The 17,713-nt window shown below is 30.7% G+C and carries 21 protein-coding genes; 1 reads left to right on the top strand and 20 read right to left on the bottom strand.

Going from position 1 to position 17,713, the window contains the following annotated elements; translation table 11 throughout:
• Window positions 1-104: 104 nt before the first annotated feature.
• From ABDZ69_RS07695 to ABDZ69_RS07650, 10 genes are all read right to left on the bottom strand, one after another.
• Window positions 105-896 (bottom strand): phosphatidate cytidylyltransferase, encoded by a 792-nt coding sequence (locus ABDZ69_RS07695; protein WP_343768435.1) that lies wholly within the window; start codon window positions 894-896, stop codon window positions 105-107.
• On the bottom strand, window positions 889-1,656 hold the full coding sequence (gene uppS / locus ABDZ69_RS07690; RefSeq protein ID WP_343768432.1) for an undecaprenyl pyrophosphate synthase: 768 nt from the start codon (window positions 1,654-1,656) through the stop codon (window positions 889-891). Before uppS ends, ABDZ69_RS07695 begins: the two co-directional genes overlap by 8 nt.
• Window positions 1,657-1,722: 66 nt before the next feature.
• Window positions 1,723-2,280: a ribosome recycling factor gene (gene frr / locus ABDZ69_RS07685; protein WP_343768430.1), complete on the bottom strand. Its 558-nt coding sequence runs from the start codon at window positions 2,278-2,280 to the stop codon at window positions 1,723-1,725.
• Window positions 2,281-2,294: 14 nt separating this feature from the next.
• Entirely contained in the window at window positions 2,295-3,008 is a 714-nt protein-coding gene (gene pyrH, locus ABDZ69_RS07680) for a UMP kinase (RefSeq protein ID WP_343768427.1), read from the bottom strand.
• A 117-nt stretch (window positions 3,009-3,125) separates the two neighbouring features.
• On the bottom strand, window positions 3,126-4,046 hold the full coding sequence (tsf, locus tag ABDZ69_RS07675; protein WP_343768425.1) for a translation elongation factor Ts: 921 nt from the start codon (window positions 4,044-4,046) through the stop codon (window positions 3,126-3,128).
• A 71-nt stretch (window positions 4,047-4,117) separates the two neighbouring features.
• A complete protein-coding gene (gene rpsB, locus ABDZ69_RS07670) occupies window positions 4,118-4,819 on the bottom strand; it encodes a 30S ribosomal protein S2 (RefSeq protein ID WP_343768424.1) in 702 nt (233 codons plus the stop codon).
• Between the two features lie 221 nt (window positions 4,820-5,040).
• Complete coding sequence (gene codY / locus ABDZ69_RS07665; protein ID WP_343768421.1) at window positions 5,041-5,817, bottom strand: GTP-sensing pleiotropic transcriptional regulator CodY; 777 nt, start codon at window positions 5,815-5,817, stop codon at window positions 5,041-5,043.
• A gap of 231 nt (window positions 5,818-6,048) precedes the next feature.
• On the bottom strand, window positions 6,049-8,136 hold the full coding sequence (topA, locus tag ABDZ69_RS07660) for a type I DNA topoisomerase (protein ID WP_343768418.1): 2,088 nt from the start codon (window positions 8,134-8,136) through the stop codon (window positions 6,049-6,051).
• A 111-nt stretch (window positions 8,137-8,247) separates the two neighbouring features.
• Window positions 8,248-9,333, bottom strand: coding sequence for a DNA-processing protein DprA (gene dprA, locus ABDZ69_RS07655; protein WP_343768415.1), 1,086 nt, complete (start codon window positions 9,331-9,333; stop codon window positions 8,248-8,250).
• A gap of 12 nt (window positions 9,334-9,345) precedes the next feature.
• A complete protein-coding gene (locus ABDZ69_RS07650) occupies window positions 9,346-10,842 on the bottom strand; it encodes a YifB family Mg chelatase-like AAA ATPase (RefSeq protein ID WP_486187722.1) in 1,497 nt (498 codons plus the stop codon).
• A 156-nt stretch (window positions 10,843-10,998) separates the two neighbouring features.
• Between ABDZ69_RS07650 and ABDZ69_RS07645 the strand changes: the two genes are divergently transcribed.
• The gene (locus ABDZ69_RS07645; RefSeq protein WP_343769621.1) at window positions 10,999-11,367 is read left to right on the top strand and encodes a YraN family protein; all 369 of its coding nucleotides are present in this window, start codon (window positions 10,999-11,001) and stop codon (window positions 11,365-11,367) included.
• Here ABDZ69_RS07645 and ABDZ69_RS07640 read toward each other — a convergent pair.
• The 10 genes from ABDZ69_RS07640 to ABDZ69_RS07595 form a co-directional block, all read right to left on the bottom strand.
• Entirely contained in the window at window positions 11,364-12,125 is a 762-nt protein-coding gene (locus ABDZ69_RS07640; RefSeq protein WP_343769620.1) for a ribonuclease HII, read from the bottom strand. The two genes, ABDZ69_RS07645 and ABDZ69_RS07640, sit on opposite strands and share 4 nt — an antisense overlap.
• Before the next feature lie 75 nt (window positions 12,126-12,200).
• Entirely contained in the window at window positions 12,201-13,043 is an 843-nt protein-coding gene (gene ylqF, locus ABDZ69_RS07635) for a ribosome biogenesis GTPase YlqF (RefSeq protein WP_343768410.1), read from the bottom strand.
• A 34-nt stretch (window positions 13,044-13,077) separates the two neighbouring features.
• Complete coding sequence (lepB, locus tag ABDZ69_RS07630; protein WP_343768407.1) at window positions 13,078-13,602, bottom strand: signal peptidase I; 525 nt, start codon at window positions 13,600-13,602, stop codon at window positions 13,078-13,080.
• 52 nt (window positions 13,603-13,654) lie between these two features.
• Window positions 13,655-14,002 carry a 50S ribosomal protein L19 gene (gene rplS, locus ABDZ69_RS07625; RefSeq protein ID WP_343768404.1) on the bottom strand — a complete coding sequence of 116 codons (348 nt, stop codon included), beginning with the start codon at window positions 14,000-14,002 and terminating at the stop codon, window positions 13,655-13,657.
• A 112-nt stretch (window positions 14,003-14,114) separates the two neighbouring features.
• Window positions 14,115-14,843 (bottom strand): tRNA (guanosine(37)-N1)-methyltransferase TrmD, encoded by a 729-nt coding sequence (gene trmD, locus ABDZ69_RS07620; protein ID WP_343769618.1) that lies wholly within the window; start codon window positions 14,841-14,843, stop codon window positions 14,115-14,117.
• A complete protein-coding gene (gene rimM / locus ABDZ69_RS07615; RefSeq protein WP_343768402.1) occupies window positions 14,834-15,328 on the bottom strand; it encodes a ribosome maturation factor RimM in 495 nt (164 codons plus the stop codon). The genes trmD and rimM overlap by 10 nt, the downstream gene beginning before the upstream one ends.
• Window positions 15,329-15,381: 53 nt before the next feature.
• Complete coding sequence (locus ABDZ69_RS07610; protein WP_343768400.1) at window positions 15,382-15,609, bottom strand: KH domain-containing protein; 228 nt, start codon at window positions 15,607-15,609, stop codon at window positions 15,382-15,384.
• A 17-nt stretch (window positions 15,610-15,626) separates the two neighbouring features.
• A complete protein-coding gene (rpsP, locus tag ABDZ69_RS07605; RefSeq protein ID WP_343768397.1) occupies window positions 15,627-15,884 on the bottom strand; it encodes a 30S ribosomal protein S16 in 258 nt (85 codons plus the stop codon).
• Window positions 15,885-15,917: 33 nt separating this feature from the next.
• Window positions 15,918-17,273 carry a signal recognition particle protein gene (gene ffh / locus ABDZ69_RS07600; RefSeq protein ID WP_343768394.1) on the bottom strand — a complete coding sequence of 452 codons (1,356 nt, stop codon included), beginning with the start codon at window positions 17,271-17,273 and terminating at the stop codon, window positions 15,918-15,920.
• 10 nt (window positions 17,274-17,283) lie between these two features.
• The gene (locus ABDZ69_RS07595; protein WP_343768391.1) at window positions 17,284-17,628 is read right to left on the bottom strand and encodes a putative DNA-binding protein; all 345 of its coding nucleotides are present in this window, start codon (window positions 17,626-17,628) and stop codon (window positions 17,284-17,286) included.
• Between the last annotated feature and the right edge of the window lie 85 nt (window positions 17,629-17,713).

Raw genomic sequence — 17,713 nt, 5'->3', positions numbered from 1 at the left:
AACTACATATCTCCCTATTATTACTATATTAATATTATATTCTAGGAGAACGTATATATTATTAAAAAATAACACTTAGAGATTTAAACCTCTAAGTGTTATTTTCATATTCCAATTATTATAGTTAAGTAATAGTATATTACTACAGATGCAAATAATATACTGTCAAATCTATCTAGTATGCCGCCGTGGCCAGGTATTAAATTACTATAGTCTTTTACTCCTAAATATCTTTTAATTGAGGATGCAACCAAGTCACCAAACTGCACTAACACTCCAGAAATTCCACCAATTAGAAAAAAGTGAATTATGGGTATAGGTACTCCTTGTCCTTTTAAATACACTCCAAATAAACCACAAGCTAAACTGCTCCCTAATAAGCCTCCTATAGCACCTTCAACAGTTTTCTTTGGACTTATTATAGGACACAATTTGTTTTTTCCGAAAAATTTGCCTGCATAATATGCAGCAGTATCACATACCCAAGAGGATAAAAATATAAGCCATACTAAATAGTTACCATTAGCTTTATTATTTACTATGGTTATAAAGCTAAAGAATACCCCTATATATAAAAATCCTAATAAGGTAGTAGATATATCAATAAAATTATAATTTCTTTTAAATATAGGAATTATTAATAAAATCATTACAGAGATAATTATCAAGTTAAATAATGTATTAACATTTAAATTAAACACTAAGTAATATGCTATACACATAGCATATCCTAAATAATTTAATGGATTGATATTTTTAACTCTTACAACTTTATAAAATTCACTCATTCCTATTAGTGAAAGAGTTAGGATCAGGTATTTTAAAGTAGTTCCTCCCACAAACAAAAATATCAATAATGGAGATAATATAACCGCACCTAAATATCTATTATTCACTTTCTACTCCTCCAAATCTTCTATCCCTGTTTTGGTAGTCGTATATAGCTTTATGAATATGTTCTTTTTTAAAATCAGGCCACTTTATAGTGGAATACCAAAACTCAGAATACGCACATTGCCATATTAAAAAGTTACTTAATCTTTGTTCGCCACTAGGCCTTATTATTAAGTCAGGATCTGGCATTCCTTTAGTATATAAGTAATTAGAAAACTTACTTTCATTTATGCTTTCTATAGATACTATGCCCTTTTTTACATCTTCATATAATAATTTCATGCCCCTCAAGATTTCATCTCTACCACCATAATTTAAGGCCAAATTTAATACTAGTCCTTTATTATGCTGTGTTTTGTTTCTAGCTTCTTTTAATTGTTCTATACATACTTTTGGTAATTCCTGAATATCTCCAATAGTATTTATTTTAACATTATTGCTATGTAATTCTTCCACTTCTTTTCTTAAGTATTCTACTAATAGCTTCATTAAAGTATTTACTTCATCTGGTGGCCTTTTCCAATTTTCTGTAGAAAAAGCATATAAAGTTAAATATTTAACTCCTATTTTATTGCATTCCTTAACAATTTCTCTTATGGTTTCTACTCCAGCTTTATGTCCCATACTTCTAGGCAAATTTCTTTCTTTTGCCCAACGTCCATTGCCATCCATGATTATAGCTATATGGGATGGAATATTACTCATATCTATTTTTATATTAATATTTGCGTTTTTATTTTTCTTCGCGAAAAACTTCCACATATATTTCTTCACTCCAAATTTTTAGTAATAAAACCTGCGGTAACGCAGGTTTTAAAATATAATGACTTAAATAGACATTACTTCTTTTTCTTTTACTTCTAAGATTTTATCAATTTCTTTTACAAAATTGTCTGTTCTCTTTTGAATTTCTTCTTCTGCTTTTTTAATATCATCTTCAGATATATCAGCTTCTTTTTTGAGAGCTTTTAATTTGTCATTACAATCTCTTCTTATAGATCTCACTGCAACTTTTGCATCTTCTCCAGTTTTCTTAACGGTTTTAACAATGTTTTTTCTTGTTTCTTCAGTTAATTCAGGTATTATTAATCTGATAATAACTCCGTCATTTGATGGATTTAATCCTAAATCTGATTTTAAAATAGCTTTTTCTATGGCTTTTATAGCTGATTTGTCCCAAGGCTGAATTTGAAGTATTCTTCCCTCAGGAACTGTTATATTTGCTAATTGATTTAATGGTGTCATTGCTCCATAATACTCTGCTTCAATTTTATCTAGTATTGCAGGGTTTGCTCTACCTGCTTTCATCGTAGATAAATCTTTTTTCAGTACGCTTATAGTCTTTTGCATTTTTTCATCAGCAGTATTGATAATTTCTTTTAACATGATAATAACCTCCCTTATCCTTTACACACTAATGTCCCTATGTTTTCTCCGGTGACAGCTTTTTTTATGTTTTCAGGAGAATCTAATGCAAATACTAAAATAGGAATATCGTTGTCCATACACAAAGATGTTGCAGTAGAATCCATAACTTGAAGACCTTTTTCTAACACGTCTATGTAGGTTAGTTTATCAAACTTTGTAGCATCACTATGTTTATGTGGATCTTTATCATATACTCCATCCACCTTTTTTGCTAGTAGTATAACTTCAGCTTCAATTTCAGCTGCTCTTAAGGCTGCAGTAGTATCCGTTGAAAAATAAGGGTTTCCAGTGCCAGCTGCAAAAATTACTACCCTACCTTTTTCAAGGTGTCTCATAGCACGTCTTCTAATATACGGTTCAGCTACTTCCTTCATTTCAATAGCAGTTTGAACTCTTGTATTTACCCCTAGTTGCTCAAGGGAATCTTGAAGAGCAAGTGCATTAATGCATGTAGCTAACATTCCCATGTAGTCAGCAGTGGTTCTATCCATACCGTCTCCGTTTCGTCCTCTCCAAATGTTACCTCCACCTACTACAGCACCTATTTCTACGCCCATGTCAACTAATTCTTTGATTTGCTTTGCTATTTCTGTAACAATATCAAAATCTATTGCATATCCTTTTTCACCTGCTAAAGCCTCTCCTGAAAGCTTTAACATAATTCTCTTAAATTTAATATTTTCCATATATATTATACCTCCAAAATGTTAAAAATTACATAGTAATTTCTAAATTCTATGGAATTTATGTAAGAACTCTGTTTATGTTTTAAAAAAAGGGAACACTTGGTGTCCCCTTTTAAATTATCCTTGTTGCATTTGCTTTCTAACTTCTTCAGCGAAATCTTCTTCTACTTTTTCGATTCCTTCGCCTCTTTCAAATCTTACAAATCCAGTAACGTTGATTGCTGCACCAACTTCTTTGGACTTTTCTTGTAAGTATTTTGTTATAGTTAAATCAGGATTTTTAACCCAAATTTGTTCAACTAAACAATTTTCTTTATAGTATTTTTCAATTCTTCCATCAACCATTTTATCAACGATTTTTTCTGGTTTGCCTTCATTTAAAGCTTGAACTCTGTATATTTCTCTTTCCTTATTTAAAAGTTCTGAGTCTACTCCATCTCTATTTAAGAATAATGGATTAACAGCAGCTACTTGCATAGCAATATCTTTAGCTACTTCTGCTAATACTTCGCTTTCTTTTTCACATTCAAGTTTTACAAGAACTCCTATTCTTCCTCCACCGTGAATGTAGCTTTGAACGACTCCGTTATTTACTGAGAAATTAGCAAATCTTCTTAAGGACATGTTTTCCCCTAATTTTGCAATTAGAGCAGTTATAGCATCCTTAATTGTAACACTTTCATCAGCAATATATTTTTCTTCAACTAATTCTTCTACATTAGTAGCTTTAGTTGAAAGTGCTTGTTTTGCGATGTTTGAAGCTAATGCTTTAAATTCTTCATTAGCAGCAACAAAGTCTGTTTCGCAGTTAAACTCTATTATAGAACCAATTTTCATGTCTTCTGATATGTAAGTTTCTACAAGGCCTTCAGCAGCTACTCTTCCAGCTTTTTTAGCAGCAGCAGCTAATCCTTTTTCTCTTAATATTTCTACAGCTTTTTCCATATCTCCATTAGATTCGGATAAAGCTTTTTTACAGTCCATCATTCCTGCCCCAGTCATTTCTCTTAATTCTTTAACCATTTGTGCAGTGATCATAATAAGTTCCTCCACTTCTATTTATTTTTTAAAAGGTAAATGGAAGGTTAATTCCATCTACCTTATTATATTTACTCAGCTAATTGTTCACCTTGTCTTCCTTCTAAAATAGCATCAGCTATTTTTGCAGTTATTAATTTAACCGCTCTTATAGCATCATCATTTCCTGGGATTACATAGTCAACTTCATCTGGATCACAGTTAGTATCTACAATAGCTACTACTGGTATACCTAAAATTTTAGCTTCTGAAATAGCATTTTTTTCTTTTCTTGGATCTACTACAAACAATGCACCCACGTTTCTAGAATCCATAGTCTTTATTCCACCTAAGTTCTTTTCTAATTTTTCTTCTTCTAACTTAAGTTTACTTACTTCTTTCTTTGGAAGAACATCAAATGTTCCATCTTGTTCCATTACTTCTAGTTCTTCTAAAGCTTTAATTCTTCCTTTAATTGTTGAGAAGTTTGTAAGCATTCCACCTAACCATCTGTTGTTAACGAAGTGCATGTTACATCTAACAGCTTCTTCTTGGATTGCTTCTTGAGCTTGTTTTTTAGTTCCAACAAATAGAACGTCTTTTCCTTCAGCAGCAACTTCTTTTATGAAATTGTAAGCTTCTTCAACTTTCTTTACAGTTTTCTGTAAATCGATAATGTAAATACCGTTTCTTTCTGTGAAGATATAAGGAGCCATCTTAGGGTTCCATCTTCTAGTTTGGTGTCCGAAATGTACACCAGCTTCTAATAATTGTTTCATTGATATTACTGACATAATTTTTTACCTCCTTGGTTTTTACCTCCATTACCATCATATTTATAAATTACCTTTAGGCACCATTTATAAATTAGGCAATGTGTGTATTTTTTCTACCTAGTGTAGTATATCATATGAACTTCTTCTGTTCAATAAAAATATTTATAAAAACACAATTATTGGATTATTATGTTACAAATTATAAGCAGGATGCTAATTATTGGCACCCTGCTCATGTTTTATCTTATCTTTTTAAGCTCTTCTATAAGCTTTTCATTTAATATTTTTATGTGAGTTCCCTTCATACCAAGAGATCTAGATTCAATTACACCAGCACTTTCAAATTTTCTTAGTGCATTAACGATAACGGATCTAGTTATTCCAACTTTATCTGCTATTTTAGATGCTACTAAAAGTCCTTCAGAACCATCAAGTTCGTTAAATATATGCTCTACTGCTTCTAGCTCTGAATATGAAAGTGTTCCTATTGCAAGTTGAACTACAGCTTTTTTTCTAGCTTCATCTTCAATCTCATCTTGTTTAGCTCTAAGCATTTCCATGCCTATTATAGTTGCACTGTATTCTGCTAAAATTAAATCATCATCTGTAAACAAATCATCAAATCTAGCTAGTAAAAGAGTTCCTAATCTTTCTCTATTACCGTTTATAGGTACTATTGTAGTATATTTATTTTCTATACCACACTCTCCTGATTCTTCAAAAACACATTTACCATTGTTTGTTAAGTTTGATAAAGTTTCATGTACATTCAAAAGTTTGTTGTTATAGAATTCAGGAAATCTCATTTCAGGAATTACATTATCTTTAACAACATTACACTCAAAGCCACTGGATAAATCGTATCCTAATATTTTTCCTTTTTTGCTTAAAATGTATATATTACAATTTAGTACATCACTTAGAAGTTTACATATATCGTCAAATACTACTGGTTCGGTTCCTGATTTTTGAAGTATCTTATTTAGTTTTCTCGTTTTGTTAAGTAACGATGACATTTTAATATTCCTCCTCTAAAATTTCAATAAGGACTGATATCTATAATTGATAAAACTAATATTCTCAAGTTATACTATCAGAACAATTAAGATTTTTTTTAATATTTAGAATTGTTTATTCTGTATTTAATAATAACATATCCAATGTCAAAATTCAACCATTTTAGGTCAAATTTCTAAGTTTTAATAAAAATTTATGGTTATTTCAATAAAATTTCGACATATTTCAACTTATTTAGCATTTTCTATATTTATTTTATTCTTACAATTTTCATTAGTACACTCTAAGTAGTTTCCTTTAGTTTTACTGTATTTTTTCACCATTGAACCATTGCAAACTGAACATTTTTCATCAACAGGCTCAAACCAACTTACAAACTTGCATTCAGGATAATTCTTACATCCGTAAAATTTTCTGCCTTTTTTACTCTTTTTTACTATAATGACTCCTCCACAATTGGGGCACTTAGCATCTACTTCTTCCACAATTGCTTTTGTATTTTTGCAATCAGGGTATCCTGGACAAGCTAAGAATTGGCCAAATCTTCCTTGTTTTATTACCATATATCTTCCGCATTTATCACATTGAATATCTGTTACCTTATCCTCTATAGTTACTTTTGCCACTTCTTTTTCAGCAACATCTATAAGTTCTTTTAAAGGACTAAAAAATTCATCTACTATCTGAGTCCAGTTTTCTTTTCCTTCCTCAATATTGTCCAGTTTATCCTCCATTCCTGCAGTAAATTCAACATCTACTATAGGTTTAAAGTATTGTGAAAGTATATCATTAACTATGAATCCTAGTTCTGTAGCAAGTAGAGTCTTTTTTTCTCTTTCAATATATTTTCTTTCTAGTAAAGTAGATATTATAGGAGCGTAAGTACTTGGCCTTCCTATTCCATTTTCCTCTAGACCTTTAACTAAAGTAGCTTCTGAAAATCTAGCTGGTGGTTGAGTAAAGTGTTGCTTTCCTTCAATGGATTTTTTTGAAAGCTTCTCACCGATAGTTAACTCAGGTAGCTTGATATCTTCTTTTTCTTCATCCGTTGAGTATTCATATACCTTCATAAAACCATCGAATACCACAGTAGAACCTGTCGCTTTAAACAGATAAGGTCCATTCTCTATTTCAATTGTAACTGTATTTAATTTACAAGAAGACATTTGACAAGCAACAAATCTATTCCATATTAAGCTGTATATTTTAAACTGCTCATCGGTTAAGCTATTTCTAGCTATACTAGGGCTAATTTCAACATGAGTTGGCCTTATAGCTTCATGAGCATCTTGAATATTTTTTTTGCCTTTATATTCCCTTTGCGATTCAGGAACATACTCTTTACCAAAGGTATTACTTATATAGTTTGCTGCTGCATCAGCGGCCTCTTTAGATATTCTAAGAGAATCCGTTCTCATATAGGTAATTAAACCAATGGTTCCATAACCTTTAATATCTATTCCTTCATATAATTGTTGCGCTATAGACATGGTTCTTTTAGTAGTAAAGTTTAGCTTTCTATAGGCATCTTGTTGAAGAGTACTTGTTGTAAAAGGAGGTAATGGATTTTTAGATTTTACAGCCTTTTTTACATTTTTAACTGAAAAATCACGACCATCTAATTCTTTAATAATGCTATCTGTTTCCTCTTTATTGCTTATTTCAATTTTTTTATTGTTTTTTGACCAAAGCTTTACTAAAAAATTTCCTTTATCACTTTCTTTTTTTAAATTACATTCAATAGTCCAATATTCCTTTGGAATGAAATTTTCAATTTCTCTTTCTCTATCGCAAAGTAATTTTAAAGCTACAGATTGAACTCTTCCGGCACTTAACCCCCATTTTACTTTTTTCCAAAGTATAGGGCTAATTTCATAACCAACCAATCTATCTAGTACTCTTCTTGCTTGTTGAGCATTTACTAAGTTTATATTTATTTCTCTAGGCTCTTTTATTGCATTTTTAATAGCATTTTTAGTTATTTCATGAAATACTATTCTACACTTTTTGCCTTCCTCTAGTTTCAAAGCTTTTAGTAGATGCCATGAAATAGCCTCCCCTTCTCTATCAGGGTCCGTTGCTAAATATACTTCATCACACTTTTTAGCTTCTTTCTTTAGTTTATCTAGTAAATCTCCTTTTCCTCGGATTGTTATATATTTAGGATTATAATTATTGTCTATATCAACTCCAAGTTGACTTTTTGGCAAGTCTCTTACATGTCCCATAGATGCTTCTACGATATAATTTTTACCTAAATATTTTCCTATAGTTTTAGCTTTAGCTGGTGATTCTACTATAACAAGTTTTTGTCCCATATTAACTTCTGATAAATAATTATCAGAATACACCCCCATTCAACCAATTTATGTTAAGTTTTTACAACTTTAATTTAAATTATTACTGTATTTACTTAGAAAATTCATGTATTAAATACTATTTGCAATTTTAACATAATAATTGCCAGAAAGGCAAGTTATTTGATTTTTAAGTTGCAATTCAAATAATACCTCATATAGTTCCTTTATGTCAATATTCGTTATTTTATGCAAATCATCTATATGAATGGGAATATTATCTATAAAGTCGTATATGATTTTGTTGTTTCCTTTTAAGTTAGTGTTTCCATTTAAATTAAAATTATTGTATTTAACATTAATTAGTTCAAAAATATCTTCCATGGAGGTTAAAGGATAAGCCCCATCCTTTATTAACTTATTGGTTCCTTTACTATTATCTGAGAAAATGGAACCAGGGACAGCAACCACATCTATTCCTTGTTCAAGAGCATAGTTTGCTGTAATTAAACTTCCGCTCTTTTCAGAAGCCTCAACCACAATTAAAAGCTTTGATAATCCGCTAATTATTCTATTTCTTAGCGGGAAGTTATAAGCGTAGGGTTTTGTTCCAGGGGCATATTCAGAAACTATACAGCCATTTTCTAATATTTTATAATATAATTCCTTGTTTCCTTTTGGATAGATAACATCTATACCTGAACCTAAAACCGCACAAGTGAATCCTTCATTTTTAATTGTGCTCCAATGGGCAAAAGCATCTATACCTGATGCCATGCCGCTTATGATATTAATATTTTTTTTAACTAATTCTCTACAAATTATATCCGTGGCATTTTTACCATAGTAAGAAGCTTTTCTCGAGCCCACAATACTAACTGAAATGTTATTTAGCTTTGAAATATCTCCTTTATAATAAATAATGCAGGGTGCGTCCTGTAGATTAACAAGATTTTTAGGATATGATGGACTATGATAATTCACTATTTTTATATTGTTTTTATTTAAATATATAAGTAAATTTTTAATTTTTTCTTCATCCCAGTAGGTAAAAAGCTTATTTTTAAGCTTAGGTTCATTTACTTCCCCATTAAATATTTCTTCTTTTGAATTTATATAATTAAATATATTTTCTGCATTCTTTAACTTCTTTAATATTTTTAGTTTTGAGACGTTAGGTATTTTAACATCTGAATACCAGATATCATAAATCGTCATATAAAGCCCTCCTTAAATAACTTCATTTATAAACCTTCTATATTGAAAGGCCTCAATAATATCACCTTCACTAATTCTATCTCGTTCTTCTAAATCAGCTATAGTTCTTGACAGCTTTAATATCTTACTATAGGCTCTTAAACTCATAGAATAATTTTTGTATATTTTCTCTATTATTTTTTCACCAGCATTATCTAATATACAATACTTTTTTACCATGGACATATCCATTTCACCATTAGTTTGTATTTTATATTTTTTTAACCTCTCACTTTGAATTTCCCTTGCTATATTTATTTTTTCTCTCATTTCAGCAGAGGATATTTGTTTACTATTATTTTTCATGTTATCATAATCTATGTAGTCTACAGATAAAAATAAATCTATTCTATCTAATAAAGGGCCCGATAATTTTTTTAAATATCTATTTTTTTCATATTCACTGCAAGTACAAGGTAATTTACTACAAGGGCAAGTGTTTAACGCTCCAATAAGCATGAAGTTACTAGGATACTCTACTTTCCCTGTAGATTTTGAAATTTGAATACTTCTGTTTTCTAAAGGTTGTCTTAAACACTCTAATACCTCCCGTTTAAACTCTAGCATTTCATCTAAAAATAGTACTCCATTATGAGCAAGAGATATTTCTCCTGGCATCAAATTGGCTCCTCCCCCTACCATGGCAATTTTTGTAGCGGTGTGATGAGGATTTCTAAAGGGTCTTTTATATATTAATCCCTCCTTAAATTCCCCTACCACACTATAGATTCTAGTACATTCTAAGGATTCCTCATAAGATATTTTAGGTAGTATTGTGGGGATTCTATCTGCTATCATTGATTTGCCTATACCCGGTGGTCCGAAAAGTATTAAATTATGATTACCAGCAGCTGCTACTATTACACCACGTTTAGCACTGTGTTGACCAATTATTTCGGAAAAGTCTATAGTGTACTCTTCCTTATAATTATTCATAAATTTTTTCTTATATGGTTCTATTCTTTTAGTAAGCACTTCTATTACATCATGCAAGTTCTTGCAAGGGTAAATATTTGCACTATCAATAATAGAAGCTTCTTTTTTATTGTCGTTAGGTAAGATGAATTTTTTAAAGTTATTCTCTATTCCCTCCATAATAATAGGAAGAGAACCCTTTATGCTTCTTAGTTCGCTTAATAGAGATAATTCACCTAATAAAAGATATTCGTCTATATTTTTTATATTGATTTGCTTACTTGCCAGCAATATACCTATGGCTATAGGCAAATCTAATAAAGTTCCTTCTTTTTTTATATCGGCTGGAGCTAAATTAGCAGTTATTTTTCCCAAAGGAAATTGGAATCCAGCATTTAAAATGGCAGCTCTCACTCGATCCTTTGATTCTTTTACAGCAGTATCACCCATTCCAACGATATTAAAGGTGGGTAATCCTCTAGCTATATGAATCTCAACACTTACACAATGTCCGTGTATTCCTCTTAATGTTGCACCGTTAATTTTAATTGCCAAATCTATCACCTCTTCTAGAGTGTTGACAAATACATTAAATTTTATAATGCTAAGTGTAAATAAAAATAGAAAATGTGAACACTTACATATGGTGTTTACATTTTTTTATTATAAGCTATAATGAGTATACTGTTACTTGGGAAAGGAATAATAATTATGCATTTTAGTAATAAAAAGATAGGAATTTTAGGAGAAGAATTAGCACAAAAATATCTTGTAAAACTAGGATATATAATTTTAGATAAAAACTATAGATGTAAAACAGGAGAAATTGATATCATAGGAAAGGATGGAGAATGTATAAGCTTTATTGAGGTTAAGACAAGAAGAAGTAACTCTTATGGAAGTCCTGGTGAGTCTGTAAACTATATAAAACAACATAAAATATATAAAACAGCTCAAATGTATATATTAAAGAAAAAGCTCCACAAATTCAATTTTAGATTCGATGTCATCGAAGTAATATTGAAACATGGAAGCAATGATTTTTCTATAAAATTATTAAAGGATGCTTTTCAACTTTAAATTATATTTTTTATAAAACTAAATCTATGTATTGGAGAAGGACCAAATTTTTTAAGCCCTTCAATATGTTCAGCTGTACCGTATCCTGCATTATGTTCAAAGCCATAATGAGGATATATTTTTGCATATTCCTCCATAATATTATCTCTATATACCTTTGCTATTATAGAAGCACAAGCAATAGATATACTTTTGCTATCACCTTTTATAACAAATTCATTTTTTATATTTAAACCTTTAATTCCATATCCATCCGAAAGAATTATATCAGGTGTTACTTCTAGGTTTAGGGCAGAATTTTTAAGCACTTCATTGTTACACCAAGCTATCCCTTTAGTGTCAATAGTATTATTATCTATAGCTACTATTTTGTAATAAAGAGCTTTTTCTTTAATTATTTTATCCAACTCTTTTCGCTTATTAGCTGTAAGTTTTTTTGAATCATTAACTTCGAGTATTAGGTTTTCATACTCAAGGTTATTTAAATTTAATACTACTGAAGCTCCTACAATAGGGCCGGCAAGAGGACCTCTCCCTACTTCATCTACCCCAGCCAAGTAATTTAAGGGAGAAAAACCCCTATCAAAGCTATACATTTTGAATATTCGTTCCAGTTCTTTTTCAAATTTTTCAATAGTTTTCAACGCTTTATTATAAAGGCTTTGAACATTTTTTCTAGGGTCATTTTTTATGAAATTACATATGTTTAGAAGCTCTTCTTTTTTATTATTATCATAATTTTTAATATAAAAATCCATAAGTTCCTTAAGTTTAGAAAAACTATAGGAACTTATATCTTCATTATTGAATAAATTCATATTTGCACATCCTCTTTAAGGCTTTTCAATAGAAATTTTACCAAGTTTGCCTCCTCTAAATTCATCTAAAAGCATTACGGCAACTCTATTATAATCAATTTCTCCTCCAGACACTATAGCTCCTCGTCTTCTGCCTATCTCATCCATATTTTTTAAAGGATCTTCCTGTAATTCTTTTAACTTATATCTTTCTTTTAAGTTTTCAGGATAATCATTTTGTAACTTTTCTATTAATTTTAATGCTAAATTTTCAATATCCATTATTTCATCTTTTATAGCTCCTGTAAAAGCTAATCCTAGTCCAACTTCTTCATCTTCAAACTTCGGCCAAAGTATTCCAGGAGTATCCATAAGCTCCATGTCCTGCTTTGTTTTAATCCATTGCTTACTTTTAGTTACACCAGGTTTATCGCCAGTTTTAGCAATATTATTTTTAGCCATTTTATTAATAAAAGAAGATTTTCCTACGTTAGGTATGCCTACTACCATAACTCTATCTACAATCTTAACTAAGCCTTTATTTTTTAATCTTTCATGCTTTTCTTTTAAAAGTTCATTTAAGGCTCCTCTTATATTTTTAATACCATCACCAGTAATACAATTTACTTCTAAAACCTTAATTTTATCCGTAGTTAATTCTTTTATCCAAGCATTTGTTACTTTTTTTTCGCTTAAATCGCTTTTATTTAAAAGTATGATCCTAGGCTTACCTTCGCATATATCATCTATATCAGGATTGGCGCTGGACTTTACAATTCTAGCATCTCTAATCTCAATTACAGCATCTACAAGTTTTAGGTTTTCTTTTATTTCTCTTCTAGTTTTAGCCATATGGCCTGGAAACCAGTTTATCGCCATGTATATCTTCCTTTCTTATAAGGCACTAAGATGCTTAATCCATTTGCTGTTTTAGTGTTCCAAATTTATTAAATGGATATAATCTTAATGCAGCCTTACCAACCACCATATTATATTTTACGAAGCCAACCCTTTGACTTCTACTATCTAAGCTATTATTTCTATTGTCACCCATAACGAAAATAGTATTCTCAGGTATAGTTACTTCATAAAAATCTTGCATAGTTTCTTCATTTATATAATCTTCTTTTAACTCTTTATCATTTACATAAACTTTATTATCTAAGATTTTAATTTTATCTCCACCAACAGCTACTACTCTTTTAATAAACTTCTCTTTTGGATTAGCAGGGTATTTTATAACTACAATGTCTCCTGGTTTAGGTTTTCTAAAATAATAGGTAACCTTCTCAACAATGAGTCTATCTTTATTATTTAGAGTAGGATACATGGATAAACCATCTACACTAACAGTTTCAAATACAAAGGTAATTATTAAAAAAGCTGCTATTATAGCCAGAAGTATGGATTTAGCTAATTCTACTAATTCTTTTGCCATTTAATACTTCACCACCTAAATATACAAAAAAGGGACTATATAGCCCCGTTTTTTATCTTAGTAATTCTTTTACTTTTGCAGCCTTACCTACTCTATCTCTTAAATAGAATAACTTAGCTCTTCTTACTTTTCCTCTTCTTACAACTTCGATTTTTTCAACAGTAGGAGCATTTACTGGGAAAGTTCTTTCAACGCCTACTCCTGAAGCCACTCTTCTAACTGTAAAAGTTTCTCTTAATCCACCATTTTGTCTTTTTAAAACTGTACCTTCAAAAAGCTGAACTCTTTCTCTAGTTCCTTCTTTGATTCTTACGTGTACCTTTATAGTATCTCCCACGTTGAATTCTGGTAAATCAGTTCTAATTTGTTCTGCTTCAATTGCTTTTATTACTTCTAACATTTGTGCATTCCCTCCTCAAATTTATTTTGACGTTCTTGTTATTAAAAACAACAGAGGACCGCCCGTACTAGCACGAAGATAATTCTATCATATATAAATGTTTTTTTCAACATTATATATCCATGTTTTTTTCAATATTTAACAAAATTTTTTTATCCTCTTTAGTAAGGGGGATATTTTCAAAAAGATCTGGTCTTTTTTCTTTGGTAAGTTTTAAAGACTGAAGTCTTCTCCATTTTCTAATGTTCTCATGATGTCCTGAAGTTAATACTTCAGGCACCTTATCTCCCCTAAACTCCTCCGGCCTTGTATAGTGAGGATATTCTAGCAAGCCATTGTAGAAAGACTCCTCCATAAAACTCTCGTCTTTTCCAAGCACACCAGGTATAAGCCTGCAAATACTATCTACTATAGGTATGCAAGCCATCTCTCCACCTGTAAGTACAAAATCACCTAAAGATAGTTCCATATCAATAAATTTATAGGCTCTTTCATCTATGCCTTCATAATGCCCGCATAAAAAAATTAGCTCCTCTTCTTTTGATAATTCCGTTGCAATGCTGTGAGTGAATTTTTCACCTCTTGGACCTAAAAAGATAACTTTACCTTTGTTCTGTTTTTTAACATGTTCTATAGTATCTACAATAGGCTGAGCTGCCATTACCATTCCTGCACCACCCCCATAGGGATAGTCATCCACCTTTTTATGTTTGTCTAATGTATAGTCTCTTATATTGTGTAAATCTATATTAATTAAGTCCTTATCAATAGCTCTTCCTAATATACTGTGGTTAAATATAGAAAACATTTCAGGGAAAAGTGTTAAAATATCTATTCTGATAGCCATTGGTTTACGGGTTTTATTATAATGACTTTTTCTTCTATATTAATACTAACCACAATAGTTTTTAAGGCAGGAATTAGTAATTCAGTTCCTTCTTTAATCCAATAAACATCATTGTTTTTGGTTTGAATTACATCATATATTTTACCTAAGTTTTTATTATCTTCATCATATACGGTGCATCCTATTAAATCTGCAATAAAATAACTATCTTCAGGTAACTTTGCTGCTTCTTCACGTTTAACTTCTAAATATTTATTTTTTAATTTCATAGCATCTTCAATAGAGTCTACTCCTTCAATTTTAAGTATAACTCTATCAATTTGAAGTTTACATCCTTCTATGTTAGTTTCTTTACCCTCAATATATACCTTTTTAAGTTTTTTAAACCTATTTAAATCATCTGTCAAAGGGTATACTTTAACTTCTCCCTTTAAACCATGAGTGTTAATTATTTGTCCTATACTTAAGAAATCTTTCATTTCTCTTATTCCCCTTTTTAAAAAAAGAGTTAGGGTAGTCCTAACTCTTTTTCTTATATTATTTCCACAACTACCCTTTTATTTTCTTTGATAGCCGCTGCTTTTACAACAGTTCTTATAGCTTTAGCTATTCTTCCCTGTTTTCCAATTACTTTTCCCATATCTTCAGGTGCAACTTTTAATTCAAGTATTGTCGACTGTTCGCCAGTGATTTCATTTACTTGAACTGCTTCAGGGTTATCTACTAATGATTTAGCAATAATCTCCACTAATTCTTTCATGAATTACACCCCCGTTATTACTTAGAAAGCTTTTCGTTTATACCAGTTCTATCAAATAGTCTTTTAACTATGTCTGTAGGTTGAGCACCATTTTTTACCCAAGTAACAGCTTTTTCTTCGTCTATTTTTATAGTAGCTGGTTCTGTTGTTGGATTGTAGTATCCAATTTCATCAATGAATCTTCCATCTCTTGGAGATCTTGAATCTGCAACAATTACTCTATAGAAAGGAGCTTTTTTAGCACCCATTCTTCTTAGTCTTATCTTTACTGCCATGTGTTTCACCTCCTTTAAAGTGTGTAGAATATATTAGAATGGTAATTTACCAAACAATCCTTTTTTCTTTTTAAAGGTTTTTTCCATACCTTTCATTTGTTTCATCATCTTCTTCATGCCTTCAAAATCCTTCATTAGCTTATTAATCTGCTGAATACTAGTACCAGAACCATTAGCTATTCTCTTTTTTCTTGAAGGAGAACTGCTAACTAAGTTAGGATTTCTTCTTTCTTTAGAAGTCATAGAATTAATGATAGCCTCTATTCTTTTCAGTTCCTTTTCTCCTTGGCTAAAGTCAACATCTTTAAGCTCTTTAGAGTTTACACCGGGAACCATTTCCATAAGTTTATTTAAAGGACCTAATTTTTTCATTTGCTGCATAGCTGATAAGAAATCCTCAAGATTAAATTCTTGATTCATCATTCTTGCTCCAAGCTTCTCAGCTTCCTTTTCATCAATAGCTAATTGAGCTTTTTCAATAAGAGTAAGTACGTCACCCATACCGAGTATTCTAGAAGCCATTCTATCAGGATGGAAAACTTCAAAGTCATTCATCTTTTCGCCCACACCGGCAAACTTAATTGGCTTACCTGTCATGGCTTTTATAGATAAAGCTGCACCACCTCTTGTATCTCCATCAAGTTTTGTTAATACGACGCCGGTTAATTCTAGCTGAGAATTAAAGCTTTCAGCTACATTTACAGCATCTTGACCTGTCATAGAGTCTACTACTAATAATATTTCATCTGGAGAAATATTTTCTTTTATACCCTTTAGTTCATCCATCAGCTCTTCATCAATGTGAAGTCTTCCGGCAGTATCTATTATAACTACATTATTGCCATTGTCTTTAGCATGTTTAATAGCTGCCTTCGATATATCAACAGGATTTACTTTATCTCCCAATGTAAATACAGGTATTTCTATTTGTTTACCAACTACTTGAAGCTGCTTTATAGCCGCTGGTCTATAAATATCACAAGCTACAAGTAAAGGTTTTTTATTTTTCTTTTTTAGTTGTAATGCAAGTTTACCTGCCATAGTGGTTTTACCAGCACCTTGCAGTCCTACTAGCATGATTACTGTTAATCCACTTTGGGAAAAGTTAATTGCACTTTCGCGACTTCCCATGAGTTCTACTAATTCATCATTAACTATTTTGATAACCTGTTGTCCTGGAGTAAGGCTTTCCATAACTTCATTTCCAAGACATTTCTCACCTACGTTTTTAACAAAATCCTTAACTATTTTATAATTAACGTCTGCTTCTAATAGGGCTAATCTGACTTCTCTCATAGCCTCTTTAATATCTTTTTCAGAAAGCTTACCTTTTCCTCTTAATTTTTTTAATGATTCTTGCAGTTTAGAGGCTAAACCTTCAAATGCCATGGCCATCCTCCTAAATATTATTTATTTCATTTATAATTTCATTTATACTATTTGAAATTTTTATATTATCGCAGGAACTATCTATTTCATTTAGCTTATTTAAAATAAGCTCTTTAGTTTTTGTTAGTTTCATAAACTTTTCTAGTAATTTTAATTTATCTTCATATTCTATCAGTATTTTATTACAGCGCTTTACTATATCAAAAATAGCTTGCCTACTTGTATTTGTATGTTCTGATATTTCCGCAAGGGAAAAATCTTCATTGTAATAAAGATACATAATATCCCTTTGCTTATCTGTAAGCATAGAACCATAAAAGTCTAATAGCATTGAAATTTCTATTCTTTCATCCATGGGGACTGCAGATGTAACTGCATAATCACTCCTTTTATCATTTACTGACGAAATCTATAATATCAAATAATAAAAGCGCTGTCAA

It is taken from the genome of Clostridium malenominatum, from assembly GCF_039521365.1.
Classification (GTDB): Bacteria; Bacillota; Clostridia; order Clostridiales; family Clostridiaceae; genus Clostridium_AW; species Clostridium_AW malenominatum.
Note: the sequence above shows the minus strand (reverse complement) of the source record. Positions and strands in the feature narration are given on the sequence as shown.

Coding starts and splice junctions, on each gene's coding strand:
- uppS (WP_343768432.1), bottom strand. CDS start 1,656: ATGTGGAAGTTTTTCGCGAAGAAAAATAAAAACGCAAATATTAATATA.
- frr (WP_343768430.1), bottom strand. CDS start 2,280: ATGTTAAAAGAAATTATCAATACTGCTGATGAAAAAATGCAAAAGACT.
- pyrH (WP_343768427.1), bottom strand. CDS start 3,008: ATGGAAAATATTAAATTTAAGAGAATTATGTTAAAGCTTTCAGGAGAG.
- tsf (WP_343768425.1), bottom strand. CDS start 4,046: ATGATCACTGCACAAATGGTTAAAGAATTAAGAGAAATGACTGGGGCA.
- rpsB (WP_343768424.1), bottom strand. CDS start 4,819: ATGTCAGTAATATCAATGAAACAATTATTAGAAGCTGGTGTACATTTC.
- codY (WP_343768421.1), bottom strand. CDS start 5,817: ATGTCATCGTTACTTAACAAAACGAGAAAACTAAATAAGATACTTCAA.
- topA (WP_343768418.1), bottom strand. CDS start 8,136: ATGGGACAAAAACTTGTTATAGTAGAATCACCAGCTAAAGCTAAAACT.
- dprA (WP_343768415.1), bottom strand. CDS start 9,333: ATGACGATTTATGATATCTGGTATTCAGATGTTAAAATACCTAACGTC.
- ABDZ69_RS07645 (WP_343769621.1), top strand. CDS start 10,999: ATGCATTTTAGTAATAAAAAGATAGGAATTTTAGGAGAAGAATTAGCA.
- ABDZ69_RS07640 (WP_343769620.1), bottom strand. CDS start 12,125: ATGGATTTTTATATTAAAAATTATGATAATAATAAAAAAGAAGAGCTT.
- ylqF (WP_343768410.1), bottom strand. CDS start 13,043: ATGGCGATAAACTGGTTTCCAGGCCATATGGCTAAAACTAGAAGAGAA.
- lepB (WP_343768407.1), bottom strand. CDS start 13,602: ATGGCAAAAGAATTAGTAGAATTAGCTAAATCCATACTTCTGGCTATA.
- rplS (WP_343768404.1), bottom strand. CDS start 14,002: ATGTTAGAAGTAATAAAAGCAATTGAAGCAGAACAAATTAGAACTGAT.
- rimM (WP_343768402.1), bottom strand. CDS start 15,328: ATGAAAGATTTCTTAAGTATAGGACAAATAATTAACACTCATGGTTTA.
- ABDZ69_RS07610 (WP_343768400.1), bottom strand. CDS start 15,609: ATGAAAGAATTAGTGGAGATTATTGCTAAATCATTAGTAGATAACCCT.
- rpsP (WP_343768397.1), bottom strand. CDS start 15,884: ATGGCAGTAAAGATAAGACTAAGAAGAATGGGTGCTAAAAAAGCTCCT.
- ffh (WP_343768394.1), bottom strand. CDS start 17,273: ATGGCATTTGAAGGTTTAGCCTCTAAACTGCAAGAATCATTAAAAAAA.
- ABDZ69_RS07595 (WP_343768391.1), bottom strand. CDS start 17,628: ATGGATGAAAGAATAGAAATTTCAATGCTATTAGACTTTTATGGTTCT.